This window comes from Variovorax sp. GW823-FHT02B07 (assembly GCF_058797695.1).
The window spans coordinates 35481-50436 of record NZ_JBXAJX010000007.1 but is presented as its reverse complement, the minus strand read 5'-3'; the positions used below and the strand labels follow the sequence as shown (position 1 = coordinate 50436).

The 14956-nt window shown below is 68.5% G+C and carries 15 protein-coding genes; 7 read left to right on the top strand and 8 right to left on the bottom strand.

All coding sequences use genetic code 11. The annotated features are described in order from the left end of the window. The first annotated feature begins 36 nt into the window (after positions 1 to 36). The 3 genes from AC1RGU_RS26340 to AC1RGU_RS26330 all read left to right on the top strand — a co-directional run bounded on the left by AC1RGU_RS26340 (position 37) and on the right by AC1RGU_RS26330 (position 2850). The gene (locus tag AC1RGU_RS26340; protein WP_492698686.1) at positions 37 to 1047 is read left to right on the top strand and encodes a hypothetical protein; all 1011 of its coding nucleotides are present in this window, start codon (positions 37 to 39) and stop codon (positions 1045 to 1047) included. Further along, complete coding sequence (locus tag AC1RGU_RS26335; RefSeq protein WP_492698685.1) at positions 1044 to 2087, top strand: hypothetical protein; 1044 nt, start codon at positions 1044 to 1046, stop codon at positions 2085 to 2087. Before AC1RGU_RS26340 ends, AC1RGU_RS26335 begins: the two co-directional genes overlap by 4 nt. Before the next feature lie 130 nt (positions 2088 to 2217). Next, positions 2218 to 2850 carry a hypothetical protein gene (locus AC1RGU_RS26330; protein WP_492698683.1) on the top strand — a complete coding sequence of 211 codons (633 nt, stop codon included), beginning with the start codon at positions 2218 to 2220 and terminating at the stop codon, positions 2848 to 2850. A 323-nt stretch (positions 2851 to 3173) separates the two neighbouring features. Here AC1RGU_RS26330 and AC1RGU_RS26325 read toward each other — a convergent pair whose 3' ends face one another. Further along, positions 3174 to 3494, bottom strand: a complete 321-nt coding sequence (locus AC1RGU_RS26325; RefSeq protein WP_492698681.1) for a hypothetical protein — start codon at positions 3492 to 3494, stop codon at positions 3174 to 3176. A 380-nt stretch (positions 3495 to 3874) separates the two neighbouring features. On the opposite strand from AC1RGU_RS26325, the gene AC1RGU_RS26320 reads away from it, so the two are divergent. Next, a complete protein-coding gene (locus AC1RGU_RS26320; RefSeq protein ID WP_492698679.1) occupies positions 3875 to 4102 on the top strand; it encodes a hypothetical protein in 228 nt (75 codons plus the stop codon). Between the two features lie 22 nt (positions 4103 to 4124). Here the strand turns inward: AC1RGU_RS26320 and AC1RGU_RS26315 are convergent, their stop codons facing one another. The 5 genes from AC1RGU_RS26315 to AC1RGU_RS26295 all read right to left on the bottom strand — a co-directional run bounded on the left by AC1RGU_RS26315 (position 4125) and on the right by AC1RGU_RS26295 (position 8923). Beyond that, the gene (locus tag AC1RGU_RS26315) at positions 4125 to 5042 is read right to left on the bottom strand and encodes an alpha/beta hydrolase family protein (RefSeq protein ID WP_492698677.1); all 918 of its coding nucleotides are present in this window, start codon (positions 5040 to 5042) and stop codon (positions 4125 to 4127) included. Between the two features lie 8 nt (positions 5043 to 5050). After that, positions 5051 to 6031, bottom strand: a complete 981-nt coding sequence (locus tag AC1RGU_RS26310; RefSeq protein WP_492698675.1) for a DMT family transporter — start codon at positions 6029 to 6031, stop codon at positions 5051 to 5053. Between the two features lie 35 nt (positions 6032 to 6066). Next, positions 6067 to 6888: a helix-turn-helix transcriptional regulator gene (locus AC1RGU_RS26305; RefSeq protein ID WP_492698673.1), complete on the bottom strand. Its 822-nt coding sequence runs from the start codon at positions 6886 to 6888 to the stop codon at positions 6067 to 6069. A 28-nt stretch (positions 6889 to 6916) separates the two neighbouring features. Next, positions 6917 to 7282 (bottom strand): hypothetical protein, encoded by a 366-nt coding sequence (locus AC1RGU_RS26300; RefSeq protein WP_354344656.1) that lies wholly within the window; start codon positions 7280 to 7282, stop codon positions 6917 to 6919. Positions 7283 to 7369: 87 nt separating this feature from the next. After that, entirely contained in the window at positions 7370 to 8923 is a 1554-nt protein-coding gene (locus AC1RGU_RS26295) for a long-chain-fatty-acid--CoA ligase (protein WP_492698671.1), read from the bottom strand. 201 nt (positions 8924 to 9124) lie between these two features. Between AC1RGU_RS26295 and AC1RGU_RS26290 the strand changes: the two genes are divergently transcribed. The 3 genes from AC1RGU_RS26290 to AC1RGU_RS26280 are packed head-to-tail and all read left to right on the top strand — an operon-like array spanning position 9125 to position 13292. Beyond that, positions 9125 to 10117 (top strand): tripartite tricarboxylate transporter substrate binding protein, encoded by a 993-nt coding sequence (locus AC1RGU_RS26290; protein ID WP_062475192.1) that lies wholly within the window; start codon positions 9125 to 9127, stop codon positions 10115 to 10117. 23 nt (positions 10118 to 10140) lie between these two features. Next, positions 10141 to 12264 carry an acetate--CoA ligase family protein gene (locus tag AC1RGU_RS26285; RefSeq protein WP_492698669.1) on the top strand — a complete coding sequence of 708 codons (2124 nt, stop codon included), beginning with the start codon at positions 10141 to 10143 and terminating at the stop codon, positions 12262 to 12264. A 41-nt stretch (positions 12265 to 12305) separates the two neighbouring features. Beyond that, positions 12306 to 13292 (top strand): Bug family tripartite tricarboxylate transporter substrate binding protein, encoded by a 987-nt coding sequence (locus AC1RGU_RS26280; protein WP_157755190.1) that lies wholly within the window; start codon positions 12306 to 12308, stop codon positions 13290 to 13292. 22 nt (positions 13293 to 13314) lie between these two features. Here the strand turns inward: AC1RGU_RS26280 and AC1RGU_RS26275 are convergent, their stop codons facing one another. Both AC1RGU_RS26275 and AC1RGU_RS26270 read right to left on the bottom strand, forming a co-directional pair. Beyond that, a complete protein-coding gene (locus AC1RGU_RS26275) occupies positions 13315 to 14295 on the bottom strand; it encodes a Bug family tripartite tricarboxylate transporter substrate binding protein (RefSeq protein WP_492698666.1) in 981 nt (326 codons plus the stop codon). Between the two features lie 41 nt (positions 14296 to 14336). Beyond that, the gene (locus AC1RGU_RS26270) at positions 14337 to 14786 is read right to left on the bottom strand and encodes a hotdog family protein (RefSeq protein WP_062475176.1); all 450 of its coding nucleotides are present in this window, start codon (positions 14784 to 14786) and stop codon (positions 14337 to 14339) included. Positions 14787 to 14956: the final 170 nt, after the last annotated feature.

Sequence of the window (14956 nt, the reverse complement as noted above, 5' to 3'; positions counted from 1 at the left end):
TCCACGCACACACGGGCGCTGTTACAGGGAGCACACATGGTATTTACTTCCGGCATTCGAAAAGCTTTGCTTGGCGGATGCTTCTTGCTGGTCGGGCTGACCGCATTCGCCCAGCCGGAGCTGTATCGAAGCGTTCTGGATCTCAGCTACAAGAGCGCAAGGCCCGCTCTTCCGGTCGCCGCCTACCGAAATATCAGCGGGGCGGAATTCAGGTCGATGGTGAGCAAGGCGTTCCAGAAGTCGGACTTCTCTCTTGTGGCTGTGGGCCAGCAGAAGAACAAGTCGACGATCTTCGAGTTCAAATTCAATGCCGATCCAAAGTGGCGGTTCGTGCCGACAGTTCTCGTATCTGCCGAGGAGTTGCTCGATGGAAAGAAGAAGTGCAATCCATGCTACTTGAGATTTTTCGAGATAAAAAACGCGCCAGAGGTCAAGGCGCTTCCGTGGATGGCTCAGTACGACCTGAGCGCGCGGTTCTTACCGGCGATCGATAACGCGTACGCGACGATCGAGTCTGTCGGGCGCGAACATATCGACCCTGCGTTTCGGTTCGACTACAAGCGGCAATGGGAAGGGGAAAAGACCTTGTTCGGCAACGCCTTCGTTGGCCTCAGTTTGCCCAGTCTCAAGGAGAACATTGTTCGCGCTTACCAGGGCGCTGGCTTCCTGCCCATTGAAGGTGAGGCTTCTCCGAAGGCCCCCGAGCTCACTCTGGCTTTCAGCTTTCCCGTGGATCCGGCCAAGGAGGGCGGGGTGGTCTACAAGGTGAAGGTCCTCAGCCAGTACGACGCGGACGGCCATTGCTACCCCTGCGAGGTCATTGAATACTTCGATCCGCACCAGCAACTTCCCCCGGCGGGTCTGTCTGGCGTCGTGAGCCGTGCGAGCCTCGAGTCGAGATTCACGGCAGCGCGGAATGCGGCATACGAAAGCATGCGTACCGACCTCGAACGTTATCTGCGATCTCGCTCTGTGTTCTCGGTGCCGCCCAAACCAGCGCCCCTCGGGTCGCCACGTCCTCCGCCCATGCCGGTTGCGGCGACATGACCGCCCACGTGCAGCTTGCGGCGGGGAGCGGTACCAACGCCGCGATGCGCCAGGAGCATTGGTTCATCTTTGGAAACCTGTTCGTGGCGCTGTCAGCCGGAGCACTGGCATTGTGGTCCGCGCCGATGATGCTGGCCATTCTCTATATCAATGTATGGCTGCTGGCGAACCCTCATCTGGTTGCGACCTACACGCGCATCGGCGCCATCTATTCGCGCCTTCGCCTGCGCTGGGTCCTGATCGTTGTCGCACCTCTCTTGATATTGGCGGCTTTGACGGTCGTTGCGCTTGCCTATGAAGCGGCCGGGTTGCTTGCCCTGTATTTCGTGCTTCAGACGTTTCATGTTGCTCGCCAGAGCTATGGAATCGCCAGACGCCATGACCGCCGGCTTCAGGTGCCCTATCGAAACCTGCCCTACTTGCTGGTCTATTTGTTTCCCGCGTGGGGGTACCTGCATCGCAGCGCGCAGGCGCCCCAAAGCTTCCTGGGGTACCCCATCTGGTTTCCTCCCATTCCGCAGGAGTTGGCCTTTGCGGTGGGCGTCGCAGCCATCGCCGGTGCATTGTTCTGGTTCGCTCGCCTGATGATGCATGCCAGGAGCGAGAAGCCGGCGAATGAGCCCTTCAACAGCTTCGTGCTCTCGCACCTGGTGATTTCGCTGGTTGGCTATGTCTGGATCAGCGACATCACGGTAGGCTGGTTGGTGGTCAACGTCTGGCACAACATCCAGTACCTGATATTCGTCTATCGCCAACGGCGGCCCGAAGTCATGACAGGGCAAAGCAGCGAAGAATCAGGTGGTGCTTCGGTGCGTCGCAAGTCGTTGGTTGGGGTTCTGAAATCGCCAGCGACATTTTTTCTGACGTGTTCAATCGGAGGAGCTGCCTTGTTCGTGGCCGCCGATCATGTGGGAGAGAGCCTTCTTTGGCTGGGACTTCCGACCATTCTTATTGCGCACTTCGTCCTGAACTTCCATCACTACTTGGCGGACGCTGTGATATGGAGGCGGCGTCGTGCTGGCAAGCCTGACGGGGTTTGACCTGCCCCCTCGCGCCCTCCAGCGCGGCTGCATTGCATTGCTCGTCGGTTGCGCGATGGCTGCAAGCGCTTGGGGCGCAAGCCATGCAAGAAGAGGCGACACGCCAACGGCCCCGTGCGAAGGGCTTCCCATGCGAGGAAGCCTTGCTGTGCAATATCACCCGACGGACGGTTCGAAATTTCTCGTCGCCCAATTGCCGGTTTCGGTTGCAGACGCAGAGCGAGGGCTGCGCGCTTCGGCAACCAAGGGACGGTACGACGGTCCCTATGCTGTCGGGAATGTCCTGGTCCCGGAGCGCGGTCAGTTTTCGCTGAAAGATAAAACCGCGATCAGGGAGCGCGCAGCCACACGTCGTGGTGGCAACGTTGGGGCATCGCCTGACGATGAACCGATCCAGCGCCCGCTCGAGCCGGGCGAGCGCCAGTACGGGCTGGAGCCGTATACGCATACGAATACGGGCGTGGCCACATTGGCGCACTGGCAAACAAGCGCGTACACGGTGAACGGCAAGCCGGCGGCGATATCCTCGAACTTTGTCTTGTCCCTGCGACCCATCGGTCCATCGAAGATGGAACTCAGCGTGCATCAACCCCGCGTGAGGGTCTACATCGGCCGGAGAATCACAATGAATGTTCACACCCTTGCGCCCTATGTGGACTGCCGCGAACGGCCTGACGACCGACCGGTTCCCGAGGACCTCGAAGTGGTGATGCAATGGGCACGCGACGCCATCTACGCAGCCCCGCCCATCGGTGCAAAGTGAGGGGTTGTGTTGACGTATTCGGCGCCGAGCACGCGTGCCAACGGTAGAAGGCCTGTCGATGTTGTCGTTCTTCAAATTCGCGCGGCAGCCTGTCGCGAAGTTTCGCGTCATTCAGGCGCACTGGCTGATAGACAAGTGCCTTTTCGGCTCGGACGACCCTGGCGTCGTGGCGGCATGGCTGCAGCAGAACGGAGGCCGGGGCCAACCGTGGAGGTTTGAATCAGGCCTGCACGTGCATACGGAGCGTGGAACTGTGCGGAGCGGTCCCGCGCTTGACGCATGGATCGATGCCCACTTGGAGGGGCAGTCGTGACGGTACGCGCTCATTGCACATCATCTTCACCAAGCGCCGCACGCAGCGACTGCGTCGTGACATCGGCGGCCTCGATCCGCCGCTGCAGTTCCTCATTCACCAACCGTACCAACGCCCCCAACTCCGTACGCGTCGGAAAGACTTCTTCCGTATCCCCCACACGCTGCGGAACGATGAGCTTCTCGATGCACGCGTAGGCGCGTTGCACTGCATGAAGACTGTCGACGTCATCACACGCCTGCAGCGCAAGCGATTCGGCACTGGCGGTTTCAGAAGATGCAGGAAGCGAAGACGCGTGCGCGCACGCGCGAGGAGATGCAGATGCAGCCATGAATGGCCTCCAAGGGTTTCGGTTTGCTGAAACCGACGCACCCAACGCCAATTGAGGGCGGCAGCTCGACGGGTTGGCGTACCGGGAAACCACTTGCGTGAAACCGGCCGGGCTCGCGCCCGCCCATCGAGCCGCCTAAACAGGAAGCACGAACGACAAAGCCGCAGACCCTGCGGGGTGGCTGCGGCTTTTACGTCGCAGTGATTTCATCGGGACGCCAATCCCGATCACGCCCTGTGTGGACGTGACCGGCGCAGTATAGCCATGGCCAGTTCTGCTCGTGCGAGGGTGGATTTGCAGACCTGCAGGCCTATCATCCGGCCCTGCTGAACCTCAACCCGCAGCGCACGGCAGCGTCATCTTCCATCCGCAGAGCAGACATGAACAACGAGAAATGGGAAACCACCATCCTGAGCGACACGGCGTACGAGCACCTCGTCGCGGAACTGAGTTTCGATGGCCAGTTCCTGTTGCTGCTCGACCGCGAGGAAGGCCGGGAGCACCTCTGCGTTGCGTTCCCCGCGAAGGACGGAAGCCTGGGCCCACGGATTCCGCTGCCCGACTTCATCGCGCAGTTGAACGCCGCGGCAGCCGACCTGCGCCGTTAGCGCACGAAGGCGCCGCACCACCTCACGGCGCCGCCAGATACGCCTCCACCGCCTTCCCCCACAGCCCCTGCTGCCCGAGCAGCCCGTGCCCGCTCGCGCCGCCCTCCAGCGTGAAGCTCTCGAAGCGCCCCTTGCCGCCCGCGTCGCGAAAGGCTTCGAAGTTCTTGCGGCTGTGCGACATCGCATAGAACGGGTCGTTCTCGCCGTAGAGCCACAGCGTGGGTTTTGCAAAGGCCGCGCCGCGGCGGAAGGTGGCGGGGTTGATGGCGTCGGCGGCGTTGCCGGGGCACTTGTCGCCCATCCAGCCGCCGACGAAGTTGATGACGCCCTGGAACATGTCGGGGTGCAGGCCCGCGTAGGCTACGGCAAGGATGCCGCCGCGCGAATGGCCTGCGATTTCCATGCGGCGGGTGTCGACGTCGGGGTCGCGCTGCAGCCACGCGACGGCGGCGTCAAGGTCGGCCACGGCGCGGTCGAAGCCGGCCAGGGCGATGGCGGACTCGCAGCTGTAGTGCTCGCGCTTGGCGGTGAAGCCCTCGTCGTACAGGCCGTCCGACTGGCCGCGTCCGCGCCGCTGCGGATATGCGATGAGCCAGCCGCGCTGCGTGAACCAGCGGGCGGTTCGCTCGGGGGCCCAGGTCTGCTTGAACAAGGCCGGGTCGTTGCCGATGCCGGTGGAGCCGTGGTTGAACACGACGGTGGGGAACGGGCCGGCGCCGTCGGGCTTGTAGATGACCATCTCGAGCGTGACGGGCGCGCCGTTCTCGACGAAGGGCGTGGGCACGCGCACGACGCTGCGTTGCGGCGGCGATGCCGGGAGCTGCTGCTGCACTTGCGGCTGTGGCTGCGGCTCCGGTCGCTGCGCCCAGCCCGTGCCGCAGAAGGCGAAGAGCGACGCGAACGAGGCGGCCACGAGCGCGGCGGTGCGAATGCGATTCATCTTTTTCTTCATGGGCGAGTGCTTTCGGAAGTGGGCAAGGACGCCGCCGCATTCTGCCCCGGGGCCTGCCGTTCGCTGTCGCGTGGCGCCGGCACCCGCCACCGCAGCGCGCTGCTCGCGAGCACGACGCCGGGCACCACGAACGACAGCGCCAGCAGCGCGGGGCGCGTGACGGGCTCGTTCATCCACCACGCCGCGCCGAGCGTGGTCAGCACGGGCACGAGCGCGGACGACAGCGCGGCGCGTGCGGCGCCCAGCCGCGTGATCGCCACGCCGTAGACGACCAGCCCCAGCAGGCCGGCGACCACGCCTTGCCCTGCGGCCTGCATCGCGATGTCGGTCCATGGCGCGGCGAACAGTCGCGGCGGGCCGGCGAGCCACAGCAGCGGCAACAGCAGCAGGGTCGACGCGCCGTTGACGAAGGCCGCGCCCTGCCACGCGCTCATGCCGCAGCGGCCGAAGGCCAGGGAGTAGACGGTCCACAGCAAGGCCGCCAGCAGAAAGAGCAGGTCGCCGCGCCAGTGCTGCTGACGCAGGCCCTCGCCAAAACTACCCGCCGCGAACACGGCCATGCCGACGGCGATGCCAACCAGCCCGAGCAGGCGCAGGCCGTGCACGCGCTCGCCCCGGTAGACCCACGCGCCCAGGGCGGTGAAGAGCGGCAGGCTGCCGGCCATGAAGATGCCCATGTGGCTGGCGGGCGCCCACTGCGCGCCGGCCAGCACCAGCAGGCCGAAGGGCAGGCCGCTGCCGACGACGAGCAGCACGAGCGCGCCGCGCGACGCACCCGGCGGCACGAGCCTGCCGCGCAGCCACAGCGGGCTGAGCAGCAGCGCGGGAATGCCGTAACGCAGCAGGGCGAGGTCCATCGGCCCGAGCGCGGTGGCGGTCACGCCGTGGCGCGACAGCAGCTGCCAGGCGCTGCCGATGAGGGCGGCGGCTAGCGCGGCGAGCGCGCCGGTCCAGAGGGTGCGAGGCGATGTCGTCATCGGGCCAGTCTGTGGCCCGGGCGGCGCGAAAGCTATCAGATTCGTGCGCCTGCTGCGCCGGCCGGCCCGAGCACGCGGCGGGCCTCGCCGAGCGTGACGCCCACTGCGCGCCGGAACACGGCACCCAGGTGGCTCTGGCTGCAGTAGCCCAGGTCGTGCGCGAGGCCGGCCAGGTCGCGCTCGCCGTCGGCCAGCCGCTCCATCGCCGAGGCCAGCCGCAGGTGCTGGCGGTACTGGTGCAGGCTCAGGCCGGTCTGCTGGCGAAAGCGCCGCGCCAGGTGAAAGGGCGAGCGCGACACGGCCTCGGCCAGCTCGTCCAGCGAGAGCGAAGGCCGCGCGCCCGGGCCGCTGCCTTCGGACAGCAGCAGCTGCCGTGCACGCGCGACGGCGCCGTGCCAGGGCGCCTGGTGCGGCGCGCTGCCCAGCTCGGCGACGAGCGCGGCCACCAGGGCCGCGGCCTGTGCGCCGTCGGTGTCCGGCAACTGGCGCCGTGCCGCGTGCATGCGGTACAGCGCCTGCGGGGTCAGCAGGCAGACGCTCACGCCCGCCGCGCTTTCACCGTGGGCCGGGCTCACCGACGCCCGGCCGCTGACCACGAGGCTGTGCCGCACGGTCGCGGTCTCGGGCCGCAGCCGGTAGGCGGTGGCGTCGCCGAAGCGGATGGCGGTGAGTGCGTCGGTCAGCCAGGTGTGCTCGCCCGAGCGCACGTCGAGCCGCGTGCGCCCGATGGGGAAGACCACGCGCGGCGAAGCCACGGTGTACAGGTCGCTCCAGGTTGGTCCCTGCGGCGCGTGCAGGCGCACATGCGCCACCTCGAACCCGCGTCCGGCATAGAGAAGGGTGCGGTCTTGCGGCATGCGAGGCGTGAACGCACGACAGGGTGGGTCAGCCCAGCGCGGTCCAGTTGCAGCGTAGCTCGTACTGCGTGCCGCGGTAGCTGAGCGTGCCGGTCGCGCCGGCCACGCGCAGCGCCACGGCCACCTGCGGACGGTCCAGGCCGGTGCCGCGCGCGCGCATGAACTGGCGGCGATGGTCGACGAAGCGCTGCTGCAGGCTGAAGCGCTCGGTCTCGTCGGCACCGGAGGCGGTGTTCGCCACGATCAGCTCGGTCAGCTGGCCGGTCGAGAGGCTGAACTGGATCTCGACCGCGTACGGCCGGCCGTCGCACTGCAGGCTGCCGTTCGCAAAGGCGGGCGACAGGCCAAGGAGCAGAAAGCAGGGCAGGGCGAGAGCGAGGAGGCGGCGGTGCATGTCGCAGTGGGTGCAGGTGGCGGCCCGCCACCATACCCCAAGCAGGTGAAACACACCCGTACACACCCAGACACACCCGTCGGCGCGTCACCCCACCTTGCGCGCGCGCCCTTCCCAGTGCGGCTCGCGCAGCTTGTACTTGAGCATCTTCCCCGCCGGCGACAGCGGAATCTCTTCGCGAAACTCCACGCTGCGCGGGCACTTGTAGCCGGCGATCAGCGTCTTGCAGTGCGCCACCAGCGCCTCGGCGCTCAGGGCTTCGCCGGCGCGCAGCACGACCACGGCATGCACGCGCTCGCCCCACTGGTCGTCGGGCACGCCGACCACGGCGCACATCGAGACCTGCGGCAGCTGCGTGATGGCGTTCTCGACCTCGGCCGAGTAGATGTTCTCGCCGCCGCTCACGATCATGTCCTTGAGCCGGTCGACCACGTAGACGAAACCGTCGGCGTCCATCACGCCGCCGTCGCCGGTGTGCATCCAGCCATCGCGGAGAACCTCGGCGGTCTGCTCGGGCTTGTTCCAGTAGCCGGCCATCACCATCGGCCCGCGCGCGGCGATCTCGCCGACGGTACCGTTTGGCACGGGGCGGCCTTCGGCATCGACGATGCGCACTTCGGCGATGAGCACGGGCCGCCCGGCCGAGCGGCGGCGCGCGGCGGGCTGGTCGGGCTGGTGGCACCACGTGGGCAGCACGGTGACCACGGGCGACAGCTCGGTCATGCCGTAGAGCTGGCAGAAGCCCGCGCGCGGCAGCTTGTCGATGGCCTGCAGCAGCAGCGCGTCGTCGATGGGCGCGGCGCCGTACAGCACCAGCTGCAGCGGCGTGGTGTCGAACTCGGCGAAGCGCGGGTGCTCGATGAGCCGCTTGAGCATGGTGGGCACCATGAAGGTCTCGCTGGCGCGCTCGTTCTGGATGGCCTCGAGCACCTTCACTTCGTCGAAGGCCGGAATGATGACCTGCGTGCACAGCCGCATCATCAGCTGCAGCGTGAGGCCGGTTCCGCCCACGTGGAACATGGGCGCCATGTTCAGGCCCACGGCTTCGGCGGGGCGCGTGGCCGCCATGTTGGCCGAGAGCTGGCCGGTGTAGAGGTTGCCGTGCGTGAGCATCACGCCCTTGGGCAGGCCGGTGGTGCCGCCGGTGTACATCACGGCGGCCAGGTCGGCGCCGCCGCGCCGCGCGTCGGGCACGGGCTGCGCCTGCGCCATGAGGGCTTCGGCATCGGCCATGCCGTCGGGCGCGGGGCCGTCGCCGAAGTGCACCAGCGTCTTCAGCGAGCGCGAGAGTTCACGCTGCTGCTGCGCCACGGCGCCGAAGTGCGCATCGGACAGCAGGATGCGCGTGTCGCAGTCGTCCATCGAGTACGCGACCTCGCGCGCGCTCCAGCGGATGTTGACGGGGTTGATCACGCCGCCCGCCCACCAGGTGGCATAGATGTACTCCACGTAGCGGTCGGAGTTCAGCGCCAGCAGGCCCACGCGGTCGCCGGGTTGCAGGCCCAGCGACTGCAGCACGGCCGCCAACCGCGCCACGCGGTCGACGAACTGGGCGAAGGTGCTGCGGCGCTCGCCGCACACGAGGGCGGTGGCGCCGGGGCGTTCCTGCAGGGCCTTGTGCAGGGGCTGGGTGAGGTCCATGGACTGCGGTCTCCGTCGGTCGGTTCGTTGTTGTGCGCCGAGTATGGAAGGGACGCGCCGCGCCGGCATCGTCGGAAGCGACGGGATCGAAAGCGCTGCGGCGGCCAAAGTCGTCCGAAGCGACGGTGACCGGCACAGGGCTGCGCGCGACCATCGCCGAAGAACGAACGATTCGACTGTTCGACCGACCGGAGACAAGCCATGCATTCCTTCCCGACCGACCCGGCGCGCCGCCGCCTGATCCACGGCGCGGCGCTCGCCGCCGCGGGCACCGCGCTGCCCTTCCTGGCACGCGCCCAGGGCCTGTTCGGCAAGCAGCCGATCACGCTGCTGGTGCCGTACCCCGCGGGCGGCGCCACCGACGTGCAGGCGCGCGCGCTGGCGCTGGCCGCCTCGCGCGAGCTGAAGCAGCAGATCGTGATCCTCAACCAGCCCGGCGTGGCCGCCACGCTGGCGCCGACCACCATGGCGCGCAAGGCCGCGCCCGACGGCTACACGCTGTCGCTCATGCTGAGTTCGCTGTACCGGTTGCCGCACCTGCAGAAGGTGAGCTACGACCCGGCCACCGACTTCACCTACGTGGCCAACGTGACGGCCGCCACGCTGGGCATCACGGTGCGCCAGGACGCGCCGTGGAAAGACCTGAACGCGCTGCTGGCCGCGGCCAAGGCCAAGCCGGGCGAGGTGTCGTACGGCACCACCGGGCGCGGCGGCACCTCGCACGTGTCGATGGAGCGGCTGGCCGCGCTGGCCGGCGTGAAGTTCAACTTCATTCCCTTCAAGGGCGCGGCCGAGCTGTACAACGCGCTCATGGGCGGCCATGTGGACGCGGTCTCCGAGGCCGGCTTCGGCGCCGCCGTGGCGGGCGGGCGCGTGCGTTTGCTGGCCACCTTCAACGAAGCGCGCTCGCCCACGCGGCTGAACGTGCCGACCGTGAAGGAACTGGGCTACGACGTGGTGGCCAACGGCTCGTGGGGCATCGCCGGCCCGCGCGGCATGGACCCGAAGGTGGTGCAGGCGCTGCAGGAGGCCTTCCGCAAGGCCGTGGACGACCCCGAGTTCCTGCGCACGCTCGACCTCAACGACTACGTCAGGTTCTACATGGACAGCCCCGCCTACACGGCCTGGGCGCACAAGACCTATGCCGACGAGAAGCGCTTCGTGAGCGACCTGCGCATCAAGCTCGACGACTGAACCCGACCTTCCTTCCTGCTGCCATGACTTCCTCTTCCTCTTCTTCTCTTCACTGCTTCCTCCACCCCAAGGCCATCGCCTTCGTCGGCGCCACCGAGCGCTCGGTGTGGTCCAACGCGGCGCTCGCCAGCCTGCGCACGCTGGGCTACGCGGGCCAGCTCTACCCGGTCAACCGGCGCGGCGGCAGCTTTCATGGCATGGCAGCGGCCACCTCGGCCGAGGCCATCGGCGAGCCGGTCGACACGGCGCTGCTCATGGTGCCGGCCGACGCGCTCGACGACGCGCTGGCCGACCTGCAGCGCGCGGGCATCGGCAACGCGGTGCTGCTGAGCTCGGGCTTCGCCGAAGCCGGCGAGGAAGGCCGCGAGCGCCAGCGCCAGCTCACGGCCAAGGCGCGATCGCGCGGCCTGCGCATCCTCGGGCCGAACTGCCTGGGCTTCGTCAACTTCGTCGACCGCTCGGCCGTGTGGACCGCCTCGCTGCGCGAGCCGCTGCCGGCGGGCACGCTGGGCATCGTGTCGCAAAGCGGCGCGCTGGCGGGGCAGCTGTCGTTCATGGCGCAGGTGCACGGCATCGGCCTGAGCCGCATGGTGTCGACCGGCAACGAGTCGGACATCGACATCGCCGAGGTCATCGACTACCTGGTGGACGACGAGCACACGCGTTCCATCGCCGTGTTCGCCGAGACCGTGCGCGACCCGCAGCGCTTTGCCGCCGCGGCCGAGCGCGCGCTGGCCGTGGCCAAGCCCATCGTGGTGCTGAAGATGGGCAGCAGCGAGATCACGGCGCAGGCCGCGCAGGCCCACACCGGCTCGTTGGTGGGCGACGACCGCGTGTTCGACGCCATGTGCCAGCGCCTGGGCCTGATGCGCGTGCGCTCCATCGAAGACCTGGTGTTCACCGCCGCCTTCGCCAGCATGACCGGGCCCTTCGCGGCCGGCGGGTTGGCGGCGGTGTCGATGTCGGGCGGCATGTGCGAGATCTTTGCCGAGCGCGCCGAGGAAGAAGGCCTGGCGCTCACGCCGCTCGCGCCCGCCACCGAGGCCGCGCTGCGCGAGGTGCTGCCGGGCTACGGCACGCCGCAGAACCCGCTGGACGTGACCGGCGCCGCCATGCTGCAGCCCGAGCTGTTCGGCAACGCGCTCGAGGCGCTGGTGCGCGACCCCGCGCTGGGGGCTGCCATCGTCGTGGCCGACGTGCCCAACGCGCCGGCCAACGACACGCCGCTGAACCGCTCCGTGCTGGCGCAGGTGGCGCGCGGCCTGGCCGCCAGCCCGGTGCCGGCCATCGTCTGCAGCCACTACGTGATGCAGGTGAGCGAGCGGTCGCGCGAGCTCATCGCCGAGACCGGCATCCGCCACATCGCCTGCGGCATCCACCATGCGATGAGCGCGGCGGGTGCGGTGCGTCGCTGGTCGGAAACCCTGCGCCGGCGTCAGGGCGCGCAAGGTGTCGCCGCTGCAGTGCCGGCCACGCCGCCCGCGCAGCCTCTGCGTTCCGAGCGCGAGACGCTCGACTGGCTCTCGCAGCGCGGCGTGCCGGTCGTGCCCGTGCGGCTGTCGCGCAGCGCCGACGAGGCCGCGCGCATTGCACAGGAACTCGGCGGCCCGGTCGTGCTGAAGATCGCCTCGGCGCAGATCGCGCACAAGACCGAGGTCGGCGGCGTGGCCCTCAACCTGCAGGGCGCCGACGCGGTGCGCGCTGCCTGGCAGGCGATGGATGCGCGCGTGCGCGCCGCGCGGCCCGAGGCCGAGATCGACGGCATCCTCGTCGCGCCGATGCGCCAGGGCGGGCTCGAACTCTTCGTCGGCACCGTGCGCGATCCGCAGTGGGGCCCGGCGCTGGCCGTGGGGCTCGGCGGCATCTGGGTCGAGGCGCTGCGCGACACCAGCCTGCGCCTGCTGCCCGTGACGCCCGCCGAGGTGAAGGACATGCTGGCCGAGCTGCGCGGTGCGCGCCTGCTCGACGGCTGGCGCGGCGCGCCCGCGGCCGACCGCGATGCCATCGCCGAAGCCGTGGCCGCCATCGGCAACGCGGCGCTCGCGCTCGGCCCCGAACTGGTCTCGCTCGAAGTCAACCCGCTGCGGGTGGACGGAGGCACGGTCGAGGCGCTCGATGCGCTGGCCGTGTGGGGCGCCGCCGGCTGAGCAGAACTTCATCTTCAAAAGAATCAACAGGAGACATCTTCATGCTGCAACGACGTCGATTCGCGCAATGGGGCGCGAGCGGGCTGCTCGCCCCCGCGCTCGGTGCCCTGCCGAAGGCGCAGGCGGCCGACGCCTACCCGACCCAGCCGATCAAGGTGATCGTGTCGTCGGCGGCCGGCGGGCTGGTCGACGGCATCGCGCGCACCATCGGCGAACGCATCGCCAAGCCGCTGGGCCAGCCGGTGCTCATCGACCCCAAGCCCGGTGCGAACGGTGCCATTGCCGCGTCCTTCGTGGCCAAGGCGCCGGCCGATGGCCACACGCTGCTGTTCGCCGTCAACTCCTTCGTGCTCGCGCCGCTGCTGATGGCCAAGCCCGGCTACGACGTGTTCAAGGACTTCGCGCCCGTGTCGCTGTCGAACTACGGCCTGCTCGTGTTCGCGGTGGGCGAGGGCGTGCCCGCGAAAAGCATGCGCGAGTTCGTCGCCATGGCCAAGGCGCAGCCCGGCAAGCTGAGCTTCGGCTCGGCGGGGCAGGGCTCGTCGGGCCACCTCTACGGCGAGAAGCTCATGCGCGACGAGGGCCTGCAGATGACGCACGTGCCCTACAAGGGCGGCGCGCCGCTGATGATCGACATCCTCGGCGGCCAGGTGCAGGGCGGCTTCGTCACCATGGGCGAGGCGCTGCCGCACGCGAAGTCGGGCCGCGCGAAATTGCTGGGCGTGTTCGGCACGCGCCGCATGCCGCTCGCGCCGCAGATTCCCACTTTCACCGAGCAGGGCTTCAAGGGCTACGAGCACGGCGGCTTCTGGGGCTTCTTCGCGCCCACCGGCACGCCGCAACCGGCCATCGACAAGCTGGCCGGCGCCGTGCGCCAGGCCGTGGCGCAGCCTGATCTGCAGGAACGCATGATCGGGCTGGGGCTGGAGCCTTCGGGTGAAGGGCCGGGTGAACTGATGGCGGCGGTGCGCAGAGAGAACCTGCTGTGGTCGCGGCTCATCAAGGACATGAACCTGCGGCTGGAGTGAACCGGGCCGCAGGGCATCCGCCTTAATCGAGCCGGATGTTCTTGGCCTGAATCACCTGCTTCCACCGCGCATGGTCCGCGCGCATGGTGGCGGTGAGCTGCGCGGGTGTGCTGCCGACCGGGATCACGCCCAGGCCCTCGATGCGCGCGGCCTGCTCGGGGCTTTGCACCACCTGGGCCACCTCGGTCGACAGGCGCTGCGCGATGGGCTGCGGCGTGCCGGCGGGCAGGTAGATGCCGAACCAGCCGACCGACTCCATGCCGGCGAAGCCCTGTTCCTTGAAGGTGGGCACGCCGGCCGCGAGCGGGGCGCGTGCGGTGCCGACCACGGCGATCGACTTCGCCTTGCCGGCCGCCACGTGCGGGCCCACGCCCTTGGCCGAGACGAACACGGCGTCGACGGTGCCGCCGAGCAGGTCGGTGATGGCCGGCGCCTCGCCCTTGTAGGGCACGTGCAGCAGCTGGATGCCCGCGGCGTCCTGCAGCACCTCGGCGTACAGGTGCGCGCTCGATCCGTTGCCGTAGGAGCCGTACGAGTACTTGCCGGGCGCGGCGCGCGCGAGCTTGACGAAGCCGTCGAGGGTGTCGACGCCGAGCTTGTTGCTCACGGTGAAGACGATGGGCAGACGGCCCGCTTCCGACACGGGCACGAAGTCCTTGAACGGATCGAAGCCGGCGTTGGGGTACAGCAGCGGGTTCTGGATGATCGAGGTGAGCGAGAACAGCACGGTGTAGCCGTCGGCCGGTGCGCGCTGCACGGCGGTGATGCCGATCTGCCCGTTGCCGCCGGGGCGGTTGTCGACGATGACGCTCTGGCCGAGCCGCTTGCCCAGGCCCTCGGCGACGATGCGCGCGAACACGTCGGTGCCGCCGCCTGCCGCGTAGGGCACGATCATGCGGATGGGCTTGTCGGGCCAGGTTGGCTGCTGCGCGAAGGCGCTGCTGCCGGTGGCCAGGGCGGCGGCCAGCGCGAGGGCGTGGCGGCGGGTGAGTCTGCTGTGCATGTCTGTCTTGTCTCCGATGGTTTTTCTATGTGGGCGCGATGTCAGGGCGGCAGGCTCACGACGGCCAGGCCGGGGCCGACGGACACGCCGTGGCGGTTCTCGCTCCACAGGCGCAGGTCGAGGCGATGGCGGTGCGCGGCGTCGGCGCTGTCGTCGATCCACTTGCGTTCGACCTGGCCGCGCACGGTGACGGTGTCGCCCGCGGTGTTGAACGACTTCATGCGAAAGCCGCGGATGGCATGCAGCACGCCGGCCGTGCCGATGTACTCGCGAATCGCGCGCTCCCACATGCCCTGCAGCAACATGACGTTGGCGTACATCTCCGGGGCGCCGGTCGATTGGGCGTGCTCGGTGTTGTGGTGGATGGCGTTGAAGTCGCGGTTGGCGCCGGCGGCCATCACGAGGCGGTAGACGGTGAGGGGGAAGGGCACGGGGGCCAGGGTGTCGCCCTCGTTGACTTCGTTCCAGTGGCGTTGTTCTTGCCAGTTCATGTTGCTCTGCTTTCGTTGTTCAGGGCGCGTGCACAGGTCACCGGGTACTTCCCTCCGCGAATGTCCCCCGGCCTGCGGCCTCCTCCTTGATTTCGCTGCGGGAAGCACCCAGTGCCCTGTGCACGGGTGGCAGCGCTGGTGTGCGGCGGATCAACGACCGCCGCTGACAA

Bases quoted from the DNA above. Each gene is read 5' to 3' on its own strand.
- AC1RGU_RS26300 (WP_354344656.1), bottom strand. From the start codon at position 7,282: ATGCACCGCCGCCTCCTCGCTCTCGCCCTGCCCTGCTTTCTGCTCCTT.
- AC1RGU_RS26325 (WP_492698681.1), bottom strand. From the start codon at position 3,494: ATGGCTGCATCTGCATCTCCTCGCGCGTGCGCGCACGCGTCTTCGCTT.
- AC1RGU_RS26310 (WP_492698675.1), bottom strand. From the start codon at position 6,031: ATGACGACATCGCCTCGCACCCTCTGGACCGGCGCGCTCGCCGCGCTA.
- AC1RGU_RS26285 (WP_492698669.1), top strand. From the start codon at position 10,141: ATGACTTCCTCTTCCTCTTCTTCTCTTCACTGCTTCCTCCACCCCAAG.
- AC1RGU_RS26290 (WP_062475192.1), top strand. From the start codon at position 9,125: ATGCATTCCTTCCCGACCGACCCGGCGCGCCGCCGCCTGATCCACGGC.
- AC1RGU_RS26305 (WP_492698673.1), bottom strand. From the start codon at position 6,888: ATGCCGCAAGACCGCACCCTTCTCTATGCCGGACGCGGGTTCGAGGTG.
- AC1RGU_RS26275 (WP_492698666.1), bottom strand. From the start codon at position 14,295: ATGCACAGCAGACTCACCCGCCGCCACGCCCTCGCGCTGGCCGCCGCC.
- AC1RGU_RS26315 (WP_492698677.1), bottom strand. From the start codon at position 5,042: ATGAATCGCATTCGCACCGCCGCGCTCGTGGCCGCCTCGTTCGCGTCG.
- AC1RGU_RS26330 (WP_492698683.1), top strand. From the start codon at position 2,218: ATGCGAGGAAGCCTTGCTGTGCAATATCACCCGACGGACGGTTCGAAA.
- AC1RGU_RS26295 (WP_492698671.1), bottom strand. From the start codon at position 8,923: ATGGACCTCACCCAGCCCCTGCACAAGGCCCTGCAGGAACGCCCCGGC.
- AC1RGU_RS26270 (WP_062475176.1), bottom strand. From the start codon at position 14,786: ATGAACTGGCAAGAACAACGCCACTGGAACGAAGTCAACGAGGGCGAC.
- AC1RGU_RS26320 (WP_492698679.1), top strand. From the start codon at position 3,875: ATGAACAACGAGAAATGGGAAACCACCATCCTGAGCGACACGGCGTAC.
- AC1RGU_RS26335 (WP_492698685.1), top strand. From the start codon at position 1,044: ATGACCGCCCACGTGCAGCTTGCGGCGGGGAGCGGTACCAACGCCGCG.
- AC1RGU_RS26340 (WP_492698686.1), top strand. From the start codon at position 37: ATGGTATTTACTTCCGGCATTCGAAAAGCTTTGCTTGGCGGATGCTTC.
- AC1RGU_RS26280 (WP_157755190.1), top strand. From the start codon at position 12,306: ATGCTGCAACGACGTCGATTCGCGCAATGGGGCGCGAGCGGGCTGCTC.